We start from the raw sequence: 15,613 nt of genomic DNA, 5'->3' as shown, positions 1-15,613 counted from the left end.
CGTAACCACATGCGAAAGATCATGACAGCGGTCGCTGCTGCGGTTACGGCAGCCGCGGTGGCTCACGCGCCGATCGCGGGTGCCATTCCGGCGATGCCGCAGGGCTACCCGATTGAGAACTTCGGCACGAAGTGCGATGCCGGTGTCACCCCGGAGTGGCGCTACGGCGAGACGGCACGCCGGTACCTGGCCGACGGCACCCTGCAATTCACTAACCGCACGGATCAGACGGTGCCGTACACCGCCACGGTGGAAACGGGCACGAACCGCAAGATTGAGGCGAATTCCAAGGCCGCGCTGCCCAGTGGGTGGGACACCACCGCGAAGACGGATATCGGTCTGAAGGAATCCAACGGCTGGATCGAAGGCGAGACATTCGGGCCCATCGAGCTCGGCCCGGGCGAGTCCTTCCGGGTGGACTACGGCGTGCTGGAGAAAGACTTTATCTCCATGTTCGTCACCTGCGACAACGGGGTGCTTCGCAACGCCCCGGGCGCGAACGTCATTCGCGGAACAGGCCCCGCGGAGCGCTACGCATTCGCCTACATCATTAAGGCGGATGGCTCGGTCTCCGATGTGGCTATGGAAATCCCGTCGCGGAGCCAGGGCGCAAACTCCAAGCCGGTTGATGACCAGACGTACAACGCTGTTTCTGGTCCCAGCTTGGAAAAGGTGGCGGGGGAACGGGACGTCGTCGTGAAGCCGGACGCAAGCTTCCGCCGCGACGCCAACTGGCCGCAGCTCAACCAGCCCGCCCGGAAGCGCGACATGTCCTACTACCCGTACGACATCGAGGCGGTGTCGCCGACGTTCCGTAAGCCCGGGTACTCGCAGGACTTCTTGAACTGGTCGAAGGGGGACTACACGTTCACCCCGGTGACGGACTACGTCGTGGGTGCCGAAAACGCCCAGTACCTCAACTGGATGGGCGCGAACGGGCAGCTGCCGGAAGGCTGGCTCACCTCCGTCGGCGCGGTGAAGCGCGCGTACATGCCGGTTGGCACGGCGCTCAAGCCCATCGACCTCAAGCCGGGTGACCGTGTCCGAGTGGAGTACGGCACCACGATGACGCGGATCAACTACCGCGAGCTGTCGGCTGGTCGCGACGGCACCTACTCGCGGGTGACATCCCACCCGCAGTCCGCAGCCCCCACCGGTTTCTGGGCAGAAGCCACAGTGACCGGCAAGGACGGATCCACACGGACCATCGACGTCACGCCGGATCAGTACCGCAACCTCCCAGTTCCCACCCAGACCTACCTCTAAGGACACACCATGAAACGCACCATCGCTTTGCTCACCACAGCTGCTCTCGCACTCGCCCCGGCCGCCAACGCCCTGCCGCAGCGCAACTACGACGCGACGAACCCGACCACTATCGGCGCACCCTGCGCCAACCCGGGCGACCGCGGCCAAACCGTGGAGATCGTCCGCAGCTACTTCGACGGCTCCGCAGGTTCCTGGACCGTGTCCAACTACAACGACGAACCGCTGCCGGTCACCCGATCGGTGACGGAGTCCAAGACGAAGACGTGGAACGTCACCGCAGGCCTCAGCTTCGACGTGGCCAAGCTAATCCAGTTCACATTCTCCACCAGCTACACGGACCAGCAGTCCTACGAGGTCGGCGAGAAGATCGGCCCGTACAACATCGCGCCTGGCAAGACCGCTGTGTTGCAGGCTGGCTGGATCGTGTCCGACTTCCGCGGCCAGGAAACGGTCTGCGGCGCCGACGGCAAGTGGCAGGGCGCCGGCAACACCTTCACCGCAACGATGCCGAAGGAGCGTCACGTCCGAGTGAGCACCCGCGACAACATGGACTGGGGTGCGTAAATGAAGAAGCTGGTGCCGGCGCTAGTGGCGTGCCTGGCCTTCTCTGCCGCTCCCGCCCACGCGGCGCCGTACGAGTTTGAGTTGCCGCAGCGCTGGAACGAGGAGCTCGCCCCGGGCAGCCACTGCGCCACCCCGGGCCGCACGGACACGTACGTGGACGCAACCCGCCGGTGGTTCAAGCAAACCGATGCGGCGAGCGTGGGCAACGACACCGAGGGTGCAGTTCCGGTGGAGCAGACAGTGAAGGAAAAGCGCGTCCAAACCTTGGAGGTCTCAGGTACCTTCACGCCGAAGGGCGACCTGGTCAAGAACGTCTCCCGCGCGTACGGCTGGAAGTACGTGCACCAGGTGACGTGGTCGCTGAACCAGGTGGTCGGCCCGTACTCGCTGGACGCGGGCAAGCATGGCCGGCTCGTGTGGGGCTTCATCATGCTGGACGGCGACGCCCAGGATGTGAAGTGCAGTGCGGACCAGGTGTGGGAGCCGATTGGCACGCCCTACGATTTCAGCGTTCCTGAAGCTCGCTACTCGGAGCTGAGGGTAGAGGAAGCGTCTCTGTAGACTGCGGTGTTGTGAATCAACGCATCTTCGACACCAAGACCCGCACGCTGCGCGACTTCGAGCCGATACGCCCCGGCCACGTCTCGATCTACTTGTGCGGCGCCACCCCGCAGGCCAAGCCGCACATCGGCCACTTGCGTTCAGGTGTCGCATTCGACATCGTCCGACGCTGGTTTTCCGCCAACGGTAACGACGTCGCGTTTGTCCGCAACGTCACGGACATCGACGACAAAATCCTAGCCAAGGCGAGTGAGCACAACCGCCCGTGGTGGGAGTGGGTGTCCACCTACGAGCGCGAGTTCACCCGCGCGTACGACACCCTCGGCGTGCTCCCGCCTTCCGTGGAGCCGCGGGCGACCGGGCACGTCACCCAGATGGTCGACTACATGCAGAGGCTTATCGACGCAGGCTTCGCCTACACCCGCGACGGCTCCGTCTACTTCGACGTGAACGCCTGGGTTCGCGCTGGCGGGGACTACGGCTCGATCTCCGGCAACCGTCTGGAGGACATGACGGGAGAAGACCCCGACTTCGCGCTGTGGAAGGCCGCCAAGCCCGGAGAGCCGAGCTGGCCCACGCCCTGGGGGCCCGGCCGCCCCGGCTGGCACCTGGAATGCTCGGCCATGTCCACCTGGTACTTGGGCTCCGAGTTCGACATCCACGGCGGCGGGCTGGATCTACAGTTCCCGCACCACGAGAACGAGCAGGCCCAGTCCCACGCCGCCGGCGACGGCTTCGCGCGGTTCTGGATGCACAACCACTGGGTGACCATGGCCGGCGAGAAGATGTCGAAATCGCTCGGCAACGTGCTCTCCATCGACGCGATGCTGGAGCAGGTGCGCCCGGTGGAGCTGCGCTACTACTTAGGCTCCGCGCACTACCGCAGCGTCTTGGAGTATTCCCCGGAGGCGCTGCAGGAGGCGGCGGCAGGCTACCGCCGCATTGAGGAGTTTGTGAAACGCGCCGGCATGCCGGAGCCCACTACGTGGACCGAGGGGTTCGAGCAGGCGCTGAACGACGACTTCGCTGTGCCCAAAGCACTCGCCGAGATCCACAACCTCGTGCGCGAGGGCAACAAGGCGGATGACGCTACGCCGTACGCCGCACAGGTGCGTGCGATGGCGGCGGTGTTGGGGGTGGATCCGGGGGCGTGGCCGTCGTCGACAAGCAATAGCACCGCGCTCGATGTCTTGGTTGCCGCTGAGCTGGAGCGACGGGCGACCGCCCGCGCCGAGAAGGATTGGGCGACCGCCGACGAGGTGCGCGACCGCCTCGCCGCGGCCGGCATCGAAGTGACCGACACGGCCGAGGGGCCGCAGTGGCAGGTGAAGGAGTAGACCATGGCAAAACCGTACGAGCGGCCCGACAAGCAGAAGAAAAGTAAGAAAGGCCCGACGAAGGGCTCCGGCGGGCAGCGCCGCCGCGGCCTGCGCGGCAAAGGAGCAACCCCGAAGGCGGAGGACCGCGTCTACCACGCGGCGCACAAGCGCAAGCTGGAGCAGCAGCGCCGCGCGCAGGGCCGCCACGACCGCGAAGTGGCCGACATGGTGGTGGGCCGCAACCCGGTGGTGGAGTGCCTCAAGGCGAAGGTGCCTGCGGAGGCGCTGTACGTGGCGGCCGGTACCGGCCACGACGAGCGCCTCAGCGAGGCGGTCAGCCTGGCCAACTCGAAAGGCATTCCGGTCCACGAGGTGCCGCGCCAACAGCTCGACGCGATGACCGGCAACGGCATGCACCAGGGCGTTGGTCTGAAGATCCAGCCGTACAAGTACGCGGATTTGGACGACCTCCTGGAGTCTGTGGACGGGCCGGGCATGTTCGTGGTGCTGGATAACATCACGGACCCGCGCAACCTCGGCGCGGTGATCCGCTCCACCGCGGCGTTCGGCGGCAACGGCGTGATTATCCCCGAGCGCCGCTCGGCGCAGGTCACGGGCGTGGCGTGGCGCACCTCCGCCGGCACCGCGGCGCGGCTGCCTGTGGCGCGGGTGACCAACGTGACGCGCACCGTGAAGCAGTTCCAGGACAACGGCTACACGGTGGTCGGCCTGGATGCGGGCGGGGAACACACCCTGGATACGTTCGACCAGGGCACCGACAACGTGGTCATCGTCGTCGGGTCCGAGGGCAAGGGCATCTCGCGCCTGGTGCGCGAAAACTGCGACGTGATCATGTCGGTGCCCATGGAGGACTGGGTGGAATCCCTCAACGCCTCGGTTGCGGCGGGCGTGGTCTTAAGCGAGTTTGCTAGGCAAAGAAGAACTGCTGGATAAGCTCCCCGCCGGTGGGGGTCTTCGGGTTGTGGCCGAGGCGGGGGTCGAGGTCTTTGTCCACCGGCACCATGTGGCCAGCGCCCTCCAGCGAGACAAGCCGCATCGGGTGTTTGCCGGTCCAGTCGTCCACGCGGAGCGTTCCGCTTGTCGACGTGACGTGTCCGTCACACCCGTTCAGCCCGGCGAAGAACTCGGCGGAGCCGGTAGCCGACCGGGTTTCTCCCCGGTTGTTGCCCCCGATGCCGGCCATCCCGCCGTGGTAGGGCACGAGCGGGTCCTCGGTGCCCTGGACCGATAACAACCTCGTGGGCTGGTAACGCTGCGTGCTGATCAGGGTGTTGTCGGGGGTCGGCATGGACGCGCCGAAGGTGGCGGCGCCGGTGAGCAGGCCTGGGGCGTCGAAAAGCAGGCGCATGATCATCTGCCCGCCGTTGGAAAACCCGCAGCCGATGACCGCGTCGGCGTTGTATCGCTGGACCAAGGTGGTGAGGAACCCGACGTCGTCGATGCGCAGGCGGCGCGCGTCCTCGTTGAAGCCCGTGCGCAGGTCGTTGAAGTGGTGCTTGACCCCGTCCGGGTAGACCACGGTGGGGCCGAGGCCCTCGAAGGTGCGGTCGGTGAAGTTGCGCATGACGTTGCCCGACTGTAGTGAGCCGTGGAGTACGAGCAGGAGGGTGTTCGCGTCCCCTGGGATCTCGATCCAACGTCGCTCGCGGCCCTGGTGGACTAGCGTGTGGCGCTCCATGCTTCCCTTTCGTCGGCGAGTTGGGTGAGCAATTGTGCCATGGCGTCGACGTTGGGAACCCGGCGGGTGGCGGCGGAAGGTTTGTGCCCCACCTTGATGCCGAAGTCGTTCGGGCCGAGCACTGCGATGGCGTGCTCGTCGGTGTCGTCGTCGCCGGCGAATACGGTGGTGTTGAAGCGTTTCTTGTACTCGCGCAGCCACGTGCCTTTGGTGGTCTCTACCGCCGAGAACTCCACCACGTTGTGCCCCTGCGTTGTGGGGCGGCCGCCCGTGTCGATCCGGCTGGCGGCCGCGAGGATCGCCTCGGCGCGCGCCGGGTCGGCCACTTTCGCCACGTGCAGCACCCGCTGGAAGGGCTTGGCCTCCACGTACGCGCCGTCGGTGGCGATGCGGTGCAACTGTTGCTCGATGCGCTCCAGGTAATCCAAGTCCTCGGGTCCGAGTTCCGGCCCCGGCTCCGCGCCGTGGGAACCGATGAGGGTCACGGGAAGATCGTCAGGCAAGACCTGGCGTATCCCGGCGATGTGGCGGCCGGTAAGGAGTACCACCTCGGTCTCCGGGAGCGAGGCGAGGCGCCGGATTGCCCGCTCGGCGTCAGGGTGGATGCGCACGTTGTACGGGTCCGGGTCCAGCTCGGCAAGTGTGCCGTCGAAGTCCAGGCAGATCAAAAGGGAGCTCACTGCAGCATCAGCCTTATCGTTTCGCCGCCGGTGTGTACCAGCACGAGCTCGAAATCCGCGGGGCGCGCCACGCGGAACTCGGCGCCGTCGACCAGAAGCGGCGCGAGCTGGTCGTGGGTCTGCCGGGCCCAGCCGGAGCAGTTGCCCGGGTCGCCTATCCGCACCCCCGACAGGGTAATGGGGGAGTCCCCGTCAAACGTTCCGGTGACGTCGGTGCAGCCGGTGGTGCCGGTAAACCTGTGGTCGTCGATACGCACCCGCGCAAGCGAGGTTTCGGTGGCTGGCTGCGCTTCGCTGGTGCGCACGGACACCACCTGCCACGCGGGCGCAGGAGCACACGCAGCAAGGGTGGCAAGCGGCAGCAGCGCGAGCCGCTTCACAGTTCCTCCAGGAAGGACTGCGCCCACGCGGCAACATCGTGCTCCATGACCCAGTCGTGCATGTGGCGCATGCGGGCGGGGTCTGGGTCGGTGGCATCCATAACCGCGGCTTTGACCGATTCCAGGTCGAAGGGGTTGCACAAGTACGCCTGGTCGAGCTCCACCGCCGCGCCGGCGAACTCCGAAAGCACGAGCGCGCCGTCTCCGTCCGGGTGTGCGGCGACGTACTCCTTGGCCACCAGGTTCATGCCGTCCTTGAACGGGGTGACCAGCATGATGTCTGCCGCGGAGTAGTACGTGCCCAGCTGGTCTTTGGGGATGCTGCGGTGGACGTAGTGCACGATCGGCCGGCCCACCTCACCGAAACGGCCGTTGATGCGACCGATCGCCTCCTCCACTTCCCGCCGGGTGGTGCGGTAGTGCTCGATCCTCTCGCGCGACGGGGTGGCCAGCTGGACGAACGCGACGTCCTCCAGCTTGCCTTCGTCCAGGAGCGACTCAAGTGCGAGCAGCCGCTGCAGGATGCCCTTCGTGTAGTCCATGCGGTCCACGCCCAGCAGTAGATGCTTCGGGTCTCCCACAGCCTCCCGCAGCCTGCTTGTCGACGCCTTCGGCGCCACCGCAATTTCCCCCGAATCAATGGAGATCGGGAACGTGCCCGTGCGGATCTCCTCCGTGAGCAGGCGGAAGTTGTCTTCGTCGGTGTGGCGCTGGAAACCGATGAGGTCGCAGCCCTTCAAGCCCTCCAAGATCTCGTTGCGCCACGGCAGCTGCTGGAACAGTGCCGGGGCAGGGAAGGGGATGTGGAGGAAGAACCCGATGGTGACATCGGGGCGGATGGCCTTGAGCATCCCCGGAACGAGCTGGAGCTGGTAGTCCTGCACCCACACGGTGGCGCCCTCGGCGGCGGCTTCCGCAGCGGCCTCCGCGAACTTGCGGTTCACCGCCACGTAGCGTTCCCACCACTCCTGGTTGTACTCCGGTTGGACGATGAGGTCGTGGTAGAGCGGCCACAACGTTGAGTTGGAAAACCCCTCGTAGAAGCCCTCGAAGTCGTCTTGGTCGAGGGAGACCGGCAGCAGAGCGATGCCGCCGAATTCGAACGGATCGAGCGTTTCGCCGATGTTGCCGGGCCACCCCACCCAGCACCCCTCGCGGGCGCGAAGCACGGGCGCGAGCGCGGCCACGAGGCCGCCGGGGGACACTTCGTAGTGGTCCTCCACCTTGTCCACCGGCAGGCGGTTCGCCACAACGACGAACTCGTTGTCCCCCATTTAGGCCTTCTTGGCCGTCTTCTTCGTCGACTTTTTCTTGGTGGCCTTCTTCGTGGCCTTCTTCGTCGACTTCTTCTTGGTGGCCTTCTTCTTGGTGGCCTTCTTCTTCGTGGCTTTCTTGGTCGCCTTCTTCGGAGCTTCCTCTTCGGCCTGCTTCTCCAGGTCCTCCACGTAGCGCTTGTACACAAATCCCTTCGGGGCTACGCCCAGCATGGACATCAGCGTCACGCCGTCAAGGAAATCCTCAGCGTACGTTGCCACGATCCGACGGGCACCCGAAGCCGTCTGCTCCTCGACAGCGTGCATCGCCTCGGCGGTAGGGCGCGAATCGGTGATCTTGGGTGGCACTACGGTCTCCTCCTTGCATCGGGCGTCAAGGGCTCTCATCCTACGCGATGAGCTTATCTACGGCGGCGTACCCTTCGCAGCTGCTCGAAGGTGGAGCGGCCCGCACGCTTGAACGCTTGGTATGGCACATACAGCTGTGGGGCGCGAATTCGGCGGGCGATCCACTCGCCGAACACCACGCCTGCGGCCAGCGCCATACAGGTGCCAATGGCGGTGAATATGTTCATCATGCCCAGAAGCATCTGCTCGTTCATCAACGCGTACATGCCGCGGTAAATCCAGGAACCTGGAAGGAAGGGCGTCACGCCTGCGACGGCGGTGATGACCGGATTGATCAGGAACCGGCGCGAAATCAGGCCGCCGACGAGGCCGACGGCAATAGCGCAGGCGGCGGTGGCCGACAGCCGGCCCAGGCCGAGCGGCGTGAGCAAGAGGTAGTACATGGACGAGCCGACCGCGGCGGTGAGAAACGACAGCACGATCGCAGGCCGTTCCGCGAAACAGGTCACCGCGAACGAGGCCGCAGCCATCCCGCCGCCGATGATCGTGAGCACAGCGCTGGAGTAGGCGGCGCTGCCGGGAAGAAGCTCCACCGGGGGCAGCGGCATGCCGACCATCTCGGAGACCGCTACGCCGGTGGCGACACCGGAGACGATGCCGCCGGTGTTGAGCATGGCGGAAAAGAAGCGGGCTGAGGCGTTTAAGGGGGAGCCGGTCACGCCGTCGAGAAGCGATTGCACAAGCGTCAGGCCCGCGAGCAGCACGATGATGCCCGTCGCGATCAGCTGGCTAGGCACGATCGTGTGGCCGATGGAGGCCGAGAAATCGTAGGTGATCGCGGCCGGGACCGTGGCCAGAAAGCCGCCGATGACGTTGTGGAAGAATGCCGGCAGCCCGCCGCGGGATAAGAGCTTGTTGAATCCCATGATGAGGAAGGCAGTCAGGCCGCCGACTGTCATCATGAGCAGGTCGCCGCCGAGCAACATCGCCACGAAAAAGCCCATCACGGTCCAACCCGCGAGGTTGCGGGTGTTGCGGTGGGGGATGGGGGCGGTGTCGATGTCGTTGAGGATCTTTTCCGCCATCTCCGGCGGGGTGGCACCCGAACGGATGGAGCGGATGAGGCGGTCCACTTCCTGCAGCTTGTGGTAGTTCTCGCTGATCATCGTGACCACACGGAACACGTTGACGGGGGTGCGCTGATCCACGCCGATAATGGTGTTCAGCGTGATGGTGTTCACCGTGATGGAGACGTGGACGTAGTGCAGGCCGTAAGACGAGCACACCGTGTGGATCTGCTTCGCTGCGTCCGCGGATGTTGTCGCGTTCGCGATGAGAATCTCACCAATGCGTGCCGCGATGTTCATCACCGCGGCGACCTCGGCGGGGTCTGCCAGGTTGATGGGTGCGAGTACGGACGGCGGCGGCGAGGTGCGGGCTTCGTCGATAGTTGCCACTCGCTGCCGCGAGTCGGTGATCCTTCCCCACAAAGAGTTGCTTTCTGCCACACGCTCACAGTAACGGTTGGCCGGTTGTGACGCAGGCGCGGGGCGCGTGTAAGATTTTGCACCACTGCTGGAGTGGCGCAATTGGTAGCGCAACGGTCTTGTAAACCGTAGGTTGCGGGTTCAAGTCCCGTCTCCAGCTCCATTTCTTTTTGGGGAAGTCCGCTAGACGTGCTCAGGGGACGTACAGGAAACGTGCAGAGTCGTGCGCTTTAATCGTTCTATCGTGTACTGAGGGCTTGTGTTTGGCCCTAAACAACGTTGAAACGGAGTGGATGACATGGCTGAGAATGCCCAAAACCTGAAGGTGCTTGTCGTTGATGACGAACCGAACATCGTGGAGCTGCTGACTGTCTCCCTGAAGTTCCAGGGTTTTGAGGTGGAGACCGCGAACTCCGGGCCCGCGGCGATTGAGCTCGCGCACTCCTGGAGGCCAGACGCCTACATCCTCGACGTGATGATGCCGGAGATGGACGGGTTCGAGCTGCTTAGCAAGCTCCGCAGCGAAGGGCTCGACGCCCCAGTGCTCTTCCTCACCGCGAAGGATGCGGTGGAAGACCGCATCCACGGCCTGACTATCGGCGCTGACGACTACGTGACAAAGCCGTTCTCCCTGGAAGAAGTGATCACCCGCCTGCGCGTGATCCTGCGCCGCGGCAACGTCACCGACGGCTCGAACGAAGACTCCACGCTGCGCTACGCGGACCTCACACTCAACGACGACACCCACGAGGTAACCAAGGCCGGCGAAATCGTGGAGCTCTCGCCCACGGAATTCAACCTGCTGCGCTACCTCATGCTCAACGCGGAGGTGGTGGTGTCGAAGGCGAAGATCCTGGACAACGTGTGGCACTACGACTTCGGCGGCGACGGCAACGTGGTTGAGTCCTACATCTCCTACCTGCGCCGGAAGGTGGACACCGGCGACGTGCAGCTCATCCACACCGTCCGTGGCGTGGGCTACGTGCTGCGCACCCCGCGCCAGTAGCCGCCATGCCGTACTCGGTTCTCTCAGCGCCATCGAAAAAGCCGCTCAAGCGCCAGCTTGTCGCGGCCGTCATGGTGGCCTCCACCCTCGGCATCGCGTTGAGCTCGGTGCTGATCTCCACGGTGATGCGCCATTTCCTCTTCGACCGCGCCGACGACCAGTTGCGGGAGGGGTTGGCCACCTGGGCGCAGCAGACGCCCGCGTGGCAGTTCAACTTTCTCAGCCTGCCCAGCGAATTTCACCAGGCCACGCTTTACCCCGGCCACGAGCAGCTCGTGCCGCGACGCGGTACCGCCAACCCGCCGGACTACTCGCGGGTGAAACGCCTCGACACGCCCACCACCATCACCTCCGTGGAGGGTTCTGAAACCGGCATGAGGTGGCGCGCGATGGCGCACGCCGAGCCTGACGGCACGGTGCAGTACGTGGCGAAGTCTCTAGAAGCCGAGGGCAAGATGCTCCGCGCCCTCGCCTGGGTGGAAGCGGGAGTCGGTGTGCTCGCGCTCCTTGGCATCGCGGTGGCCGCGAACTACATGGTTGCCCGGGCGCTTGCGCCGCTGAAGATCGTGGAAAACACCGCGCTCGCCATTGCCAACGGCGACACGGACCGCCGCGTACCTGCCTGGTCGCGCGAGACGGAGGTGGGCAGCCTCTCCTTCGCCATGAACACCATGGTGTCCAGGCTGCAGGATTCGTTGGAAAACGCGAAGACGCAGGAGGAACAGATGCGCCGCTTCGTCGGCGACGCCTCGCACGAGCTCCGCACCCCGCTCACCAGCGTGCGCGGCTACACCGAGCTTTACCGCAAGGGCATGGCCAACGACCCGGAAATGGTGCTGAGCAAAATTGACGAGGAATCCGCCCGCATGCAACTGCTGGTCGAGGATCTGCTCGCGCTTACCCGCGCCGAGGGTGCGCGCCTGAACACGAAGCCCACGGACGTGCTCGAGTTGGTGCTGTCCGCGAAAAGCACCGTCGACGCCGCGTTCCCGGACCGGCGCGTGGAGGTCATCGCGGACACTCCGGACGTGGCGCAGGTGAACGGGGATCCCGACCGGCTGCACCAAGTGCTGGTGAACCTGATCACCAACGCGTACAAGCACGCCGGCCCGGACGCCGAGGTCACCGTGACCGTCCGGCACAACCTCGACCGCGTGGTCATCGACGTTGCCGACAACGGCTGCGGCATGGAACCCAGGGACGCCGAGCACATCTTCGAGCGCTTCTACCGCGCCGATTCCTCCCGCAACCGCGCGACCGGCGGCTCTGGACTGGGGCTGGCCATCACCAAATCCCTCGTGGAGGCCCACGGTGGCACGGTGAGCGTGACCACCGCGCCGGGCGAGGGATCCACGTTTACTATTTCGATCCCGTCGCTGTAAGACCCCTGCGGATCGTTTCCGCCGCGGCGTCCATCTTCGCCGGATCCGTTTCGTCGTGGCGCATTGCGCTGGAGAGCGTGTACCCGGACATGTCGTTGGCGGGGAAGACGTGGATGTGCGCATGCGGCACTTCAAAGCCGGCGATGAGGTAGCCGGCGCGCTCAGCATCGAATTCGTCGACGATGACCTTGCCGATCTTCTGGGCGACATCGTTCATGTGCGCCCACAGCTCAGCGGGGATATCGGTCCACTTATCAATCTCTTCCACCGGCACGACCAGCGTGTGGCCGTACGCAACTGGCTCGATGGTGAGAAACGCGGCGACGGTGTCGTCCTGGTACACGATGCGGCCCGGGATCTCACCAGAAATGATCTTGCTGAATACGGTGCTCATGGTCTCCGACGCTACCGGTAAATTGGGGCCCATGCGCATCCTTGTCATCGGCTCGGGCGGCCGCGAACACGCCCTTCTCCATGCAATGCAAGGCCACGAGCTTACGGTCGCGCCGGGGAATGCGGGCATGTCCCGCTTAGCGACGGTACGTTCCGTCGACGTCGCCTCCCCGGACGAGATTGTCGCGCTGGCCCGCGACACCGAAGCGGAGCTCGTCGTCATCGGCCCTGAGGTGCCCCTGGTGGCGGGCGCGGCCGACGCACTGATTGCAGCTGGCATCCCCGTGTTCGGTCCGACGAAGGCAGCGGCCCAGCTTGAGGGCTCAAAGGCGTTTGCGAAAGACGTCATGGCATCCGCAGGGGTGCTCACCGCGTCGGCGACCCGCGTGGAGGCCGTCGAGGACGTGGAGGCCGCGTTGGACCAATACGGTCCACGCTACGTGGTCAAGGACGACGGGCTAGCCGGCGGCAAGGGCGTCGTGGTCACCGAAGACCGCGCCGAAGCGCGGGCACACGCGGAGGCGGTGCTGGCGGCCGGCAACCCGGTGCTGTTCGAGTCCTTCCTGGAAGGCCCGGAGGTGTCCCTGTTCTGCCTCGTGGACGGCGAAACGGTGGTGCCGCTGCTGCCGGCGCAGGACCACAAGCGGGCGTTCGATGGGGATGCCGGCCCGAACACCGGCGGCATGGGCGCCTACGCCCCGCTGCCGTGGCTGCCGGAAGGCGGCGTGGAACGCATCGTGGACGAGATCGCGCGCCCGGTCGCCGCCGAGATGGTGCGCCGCGGCATCCCGTACCAGGGCCTGCTGTACATTGGAGCGGCGTGGAGGCCGGAAGGCCCGGCGGTGGTGGAGTTCAACGCCCGCTTCGGCGACCCCGAAACCCAGGCTGTGCTCTCTCTGCTGGAGACCCCGCTCGCGGAGGTGCTGCTGGCGGTGGCGGAAGGCCACCTGTCCGAGGTAGGGGAGCTGCAGTGGCGCGACGGCTTCGCGGCCATGGTGGTGCTCGCCGCTGAGGGCTACCCGCAGGCCGCGAAGACAGGTGGCGCTATCACCGGCGAGGCGCTGGATGATCCGGCGAAAGTGCTGCACGCCGGCACGGCGTTGGAGGGCGGCGAGTACGTCGCATCCGGCGGCCGCGTGCTCGGCGTGGTGGGCCAGGGCGCGACGCTGGAAGAAGCGGTGGGAAACGCATACCGGGTCATTGAGGGCATCGAGCTGCCCGGGTCCTTCTACCGCAGCGACATCGCCCGCCCCGCGATCGAGGGGGCCATCTCCTTATGATGAACACCGTGAAGCCGAACAACGCGAATGTTTTAAGTAACCGGTACGCCTCCCCGGAGATGGCCACCCTATGGGCCCCGGAGCACAAGATCATTCTGGAGCGCCAGCTGTGGATCGCGGTGCTCAAGGCGCAGAAAGAACTTGGTGTCGAGGTAGCCGACGGTGCGATCGAGGACTACGAGAAGGTCATCGACCAGGTCGACCTCGAGTCGATCGCCGAGCGCGAGCGGGTGACGCGCCACGACGTCAAGGCGCGCATCGAGGAGTTCAACGCGCTGGCGGGCCACGAGGAGATCCACAAGGGGATGACGTCGCGCGACCTGACCGAGAACGTGGAGCAGCTGCAGGTGCGCCGCGCGCTCGAGCTCACCCGCGACAAGGCGGTAGCCCTGCTGAAGGCGGTGGGCAACCGCGCTGGGGAGTACAAGTCCCTGGTCATGGCCGGCCGCTCCCACAACGTGGCCGCGCAGGCGACGACGCTGGGCAAGCGCTTCGCCTCCGCCGCCGACGAGATCCTGGTCGCGGTGGAGCGCATCGAGGAGCTACTCGAGCGCTATCCGCTGCGCGGCATCAAGGGCCCGATGGGCACTGCCCAGGACATGCTGGACCTCATGGGCGGGGACGAGGAGAAGCTGTCCCGGCTCGAGCAGGAGATCGCGGCTGGCCTCGGCTTCGACCGAGTCTTTGACTCGGTGGGGCAGGTCTACCCGCGCTCACTCGACTTCGACGTCGTCTCCGCCTTGGTGCAGCTGGGTGCGGGCCCGTCGTCGCTCGCCACCACCATCCGGCTGATGGCCGGCAATGAAACCGTGACTGAGGGTTTCAAGGAAGGCCAGGTCGGCTCGTCCGCCATGCCGCACAAAATGAATGCGCGTTCCTGCGAGCGCGTTGGCGGATTCCAAGTCATCCTGCGCGGCTACCTCACCATGGTGGCGGACCTGTCGGGCCAGCAGTGGAACGAAGGCGACGTGTTCTGCTCGGTGGTCCGCCGCGTGGCGCTGCCGGACGCGTTCTTCGCCATCGACGGGCAGCTGGAGACCATGCTGACCGTGCTCGACGAGTTCGGTGCCTTCCCGGCCATGATCAACCGCGAACTAGACCGCTACCTGCCGTTCCTCGCCACCACCCGCATCCTCATGGCGTCCGTGCGCGCCGGCGTGGGCCGTGAGACCGCGCACGAGGTGATCAAGGAGAACGCGGTCGCGATGGCGTTGGATATGCGTGAGCGCGGCGCGGAGCAGAACCTGGTGGAGCGCCTCGCCTCAGATGAGCGGCTGCCGCTGGATGCGGATGCGCTAAACGAGGCGCTGGCGGACCGTCACGCGTTCATTGGCGCCGCCGAGTCTCAGGTCGATCGCGTACTTGGCCGGGTGCAGAAGCTCATCGACGCGCACCCGGAAGCCGCCGCGTACACCCCGGGCGACATTCTGTAGCTACTTCCAGGTCAACGTGGCGTCGTGGCTGTGTAGCTCGACGCCCGTGCCAACGATCCCCGGGTCAGCGCTGCCAGCCCAGGAGGCGACGTAGCTGGTGTACGTGTCGTTTTCCCGCAGGTCGCCGGTGTAGCCGGTGAGCGTGGGCTCGCCGCAGTAGCCGGGGTCGGCCGTGTTGGCGGCCAAGGAGCCGTCGATAGGCACGAGCTCCGGCAACGCGACCGTGACGTCTCTGGAGAAGTCCCCGATAGCCACGGGGGTGAAGGCGACGGGGAAGCAGACGAGGGTTTTGGCGTGCTCGGCGCTGCGGGGAGCGCGGGCTGTGGTGGGTGAATCCACCGTGACTTCCCACTGGACCGGCACGTGGTAGCGCACATCTTCGGTGACCACCTTGGCGGTTTGGCCGAGGCGGAAAGTGGCACCGTCGCGCGACGGGGTGAACTGCGGCATCTCCCCGTCAAATTCCGAAGGCGCAGCGCAGGCCGCCAAAGCAAGGGGGAGGAGGACTGCGGTCGCGCGAATTTTCACGACGAATATA

At 65.7% G+C, this 15,613-nt stretch carries 17 protein-coding genes and 1 tRNA gene; 10 read left to right on the top strand and 8 right to left on the bottom strand.

Annotated elements, in window-relative coordinates:
- The first annotated feature begins 9 nt into the window (after positions 1-9).
- From HMA55_RS09485 to rlmB, 5 genes are read left to right on the top strand one after another with little or no spacing between them, the layout of a single operon-like run.
- Positions 10-1,266, top strand: coding sequence for a hypothetical protein (locus HMA55_RS09485; RefSeq protein WP_181192805.1), 1,257 nt, complete (start codon positions 10-12; stop codon positions 1,264-1,266).
- Positions 1,267-1,275: 9 nt separating this feature from the next.
- Positions 1,276-1,833 (top strand): hypothetical protein, encoded by a 558-nt coding sequence (locus HMA55_RS09480; protein ID WP_181192804.1) that lies wholly within the window; start codon positions 1,276-1,278, stop codon positions 1,831-1,833.
- Entirely contained in the window at positions 1,834-2,394 is a 561-nt protein-coding gene (locus HMA55_RS09475; RefSeq protein ID WP_181192803.1) for a hypothetical protein, read from the top strand.
- A gap of 11 nt (positions 2,395-2,405) precedes the next feature.
- Positions 2,406-3,731 carry a cysteine--tRNA ligase gene (gene cysS / locus HMA55_RS09470; RefSeq protein ID WP_181192802.1) on the top strand — a complete coding sequence of 442 codons (1,326 nt, stop codon included), beginning with the start codon at positions 2,406-2,408 and terminating at the stop codon, positions 3,729-3,731.
- 3 nt (positions 3,732-3,734) lie between these two features.
- Entirely contained in the window at positions 3,735-4,667 is a 933-nt protein-coding gene (gene rlmB / locus HMA55_RS09465) for a 23S rRNA (guanosine(2251)-2'-O)-methyltransferase RlmB (protein ID WP_181192801.1), read from the top strand.
- On the opposite strand, the gene HMA55_RS09460 is transcribed toward rlmB, so the two are convergent.
- Genes HMA55_RS09460 through thrE form a run of 6 tightly spaced genes read right to left on the bottom strand, consistent with a single transcriptional unit; the run spans position 4,642 to position 9,602 of the window.
- Positions 4,642-5,412 carry an alpha/beta hydrolase family esterase gene (locus HMA55_RS09460; RefSeq protein ID WP_181192800.1) on the bottom strand — a complete coding sequence of 257 codons (771 nt, stop codon included), beginning with the start codon at positions 5,410-5,412 and terminating at the stop codon, positions 4,642-4,644. The two genes, rlmB and HMA55_RS09460, sit on opposite strands and share 26 nt — an antisense overlap.
- Positions 5,394-6,092: a trehalose-phosphatase gene (locus HMA55_RS09455; protein WP_181192799.1), complete on the bottom strand. Its 699-nt coding sequence runs from the start codon at positions 6,090-6,092 to the stop codon at positions 5,394-5,396. The genes HMA55_RS09460 and HMA55_RS09455 overlap by 19 nt, the downstream gene beginning before the upstream one ends.
- On the bottom strand, positions 6,089-6,499 hold the full coding sequence (locus HMA55_RS11345; RefSeq protein WP_181192798.1) for a hypothetical protein: 411 nt from the start codon (positions 6,497-6,499) through the stop codon (positions 6,089-6,091). Before HMA55_RS11345 ends, HMA55_RS09455 begins: the two co-directional genes overlap by 4 nt.
- Positions 6,469-7,746: an alpha,alpha-trehalose-phosphate synthase (UDP-forming) gene (locus HMA55_RS09445; RefSeq protein ID WP_181192797.1), complete on the bottom strand. Its 1,278-nt coding sequence runs from the start codon at positions 7,744-7,746 to the stop codon at positions 6,469-6,471. The genes HMA55_RS11345 and HMA55_RS09445 overlap by 31 nt, the downstream gene beginning before the upstream one ends.
- Positions 7,747-8,094, bottom strand: coding sequence for a hypothetical protein (locus HMA55_RS09440; RefSeq protein ID WP_181192796.1), 348 nt, complete (start codon positions 8,092-8,094; stop codon positions 7,747-7,749).
- A 53-nt stretch (positions 8,095-8,147) separates the two neighbouring features.
- Positions 8,148-9,602 carry a threonine/serine exporter ThrE gene (gene thrE, locus HMA55_RS09435; RefSeq protein WP_257802560.1) on the bottom strand — a complete coding sequence of 485 codons (1,455 nt, stop codon included), beginning with the start codon at positions 9,600-9,602 and terminating at the stop codon, positions 8,148-8,150.
- A gap of 66 nt (positions 9,603-9,668) precedes the next feature.
- On the opposite strand from thrE, the gene HMA55_RS09430 reads away from it, so the two are divergent.
- From HMA55_RS09430 to HMA55_RS09420, 3 genes are all read left to right on the top strand, one after another.
- Positions 9,669-9,744 (top strand) — tRNA-Thr (locus tag HMA55_RS09430).
- Between the two features lie 135 nt (positions 9,745-9,879).
- The gene (locus HMA55_RS09425; protein ID WP_181192795.1) at positions 9,880-10,587 is read left to right on the top strand and encodes a response regulator transcription factor; all 708 of its coding nucleotides are present in this window, start codon (positions 9,880-9,882) and stop codon (positions 10,585-10,587) included.
- Positions 10,588-10,592: 5 nt separating this feature from the next.
- Positions 10,593-11,969: a sensor histidine kinase gene (locus HMA55_RS09420; protein WP_181192794.1), complete on the top strand. Its 1,377-nt coding sequence runs from the start codon at positions 10,593-10,595 to the stop codon at positions 11,967-11,969.
- Here HMA55_RS09420 and HMA55_RS09415 read toward each other — a convergent pair.
- Positions 11,947-12,363, bottom strand: a complete 417-nt coding sequence (locus tag HMA55_RS09415) for an HIT family protein (protein WP_181192793.1) — start codon at positions 12,361-12,363, stop codon at positions 11,947-11,949. The genes HMA55_RS09420 and HMA55_RS09415 overlap by 23 nt on opposite strands.
- 31 nt (positions 12,364-12,394) lie before the next feature.
- On the opposite strand from HMA55_RS09415, the gene purD reads away from it, so the two are divergent.
- Both purD and purB read left to right on the top strand, forming a co-directional pair.
- A complete protein-coding gene (purD, locus tag HMA55_RS09410; RefSeq protein ID WP_181192792.1) occupies positions 12,395-13,642 on the top strand; it encodes a phosphoribosylamine--glycine ligase in 1,248 nt (415 codons plus the stop codon).
- An 8-nt stretch (positions 13,643-13,650) separates the two neighbouring features.
- The gene (gene purB / locus HMA55_RS09405; RefSeq protein ID WP_374680610.1) at positions 13,651-15,075 is read left to right on the top strand and encodes an adenylosuccinate lyase; all 1,425 of its coding nucleotides are present in this window, start codon (positions 13,651-13,653) and stop codon (positions 15,073-15,075) included.
- Here purB and HMA55_RS09400 read toward each other — a convergent pair whose 3' ends face one another.
- The gene (locus tag HMA55_RS09400) at positions 15,076-15,603 is read right to left on the bottom strand and encodes a hypothetical protein (protein ID WP_181192791.1); all 528 of its coding nucleotides are present in this window, start codon (positions 15,601-15,603) and stop codon (positions 15,076-15,078) included.
- Positions 15,604-15,613 lie beyond the last annotated feature (10 nt).

It is taken from the genome of Corynebacterium wankanglinii, assembly GCF_013601005.1.
GTDB lineage: Bacteria > Actinomycetota > Actinomycetes > Mycobacteriales > Mycobacteriaceae > Corynebacterium > Corynebacterium wankanglinii.
This window is presented reverse-complemented; position numbering and strand designations above follow the sequence as displayed.

Coding starts and splice junctions, on each gene's coding strand:
- HMA55_RS09485 (WP_181192805.1), top strand. CDS start 10: ATGCGAAAGATCATGACAGCGGTCGCTGCTGCGGTTACGGCAGCCGCG.
- HMA55_RS09480 (WP_181192804.1), top strand. CDS start 1,276: ATGAAACGCACCATCGCTTTGCTCACCACAGCTGCTCTCGCACTCGCC.
- HMA55_RS09475 (WP_181192803.1), top strand. CDS start 1,834: ATGAAGAAGCTGGTGCCGGCGCTAGTGGCGTGCCTGGCCTTCTCTGCC.
- rlmB (WP_181192801.1), top strand. CDS start 3,735: ATGGCAAAACCGTACGAGCGGCCCGACAAGCAGAAGAAAAGTAAGAAA.
- HMA55_RS09460 (WP_181192800.1), bottom strand. CDS start 5,412: ATGGAGCGCCACACGCTAGTCCACCAGGGCCGCGAGCGACGTTGGATC.
- HMA55_RS09445 (WP_181192797.1), bottom strand. CDS start 7,746: ATGGGGGACAACGAGTTCGTCGTTGTGGCGAACCGCCTGCCGGTGGAC.
- HMA55_RS09425 (WP_181192795.1), top strand. CDS start 9,880: ATGGCTGAGAATGCCCAAAACCTGAAGGTGCTTGTCGTTGATGACGAA.
- HMA55_RS09420 (WP_181192794.1), top strand. CDS start 10,593: ATGCCGTACTCGGTTCTCTCAGCGCCATCGAAAAAGCCGCTCAAGCGC.
- HMA55_RS09415 (WP_181192793.1), bottom strand. CDS start 12,363: ATGAGCACCGTATTCAGCAAGATCATTTCTGGTGAGATCCCGGGCCGC.
- purD (WP_181192792.1), top strand. CDS start 12,395: ATGCGCATCCTTGTCATCGGCTCGGGCGGCCGCGAACACGCCCTTCTC.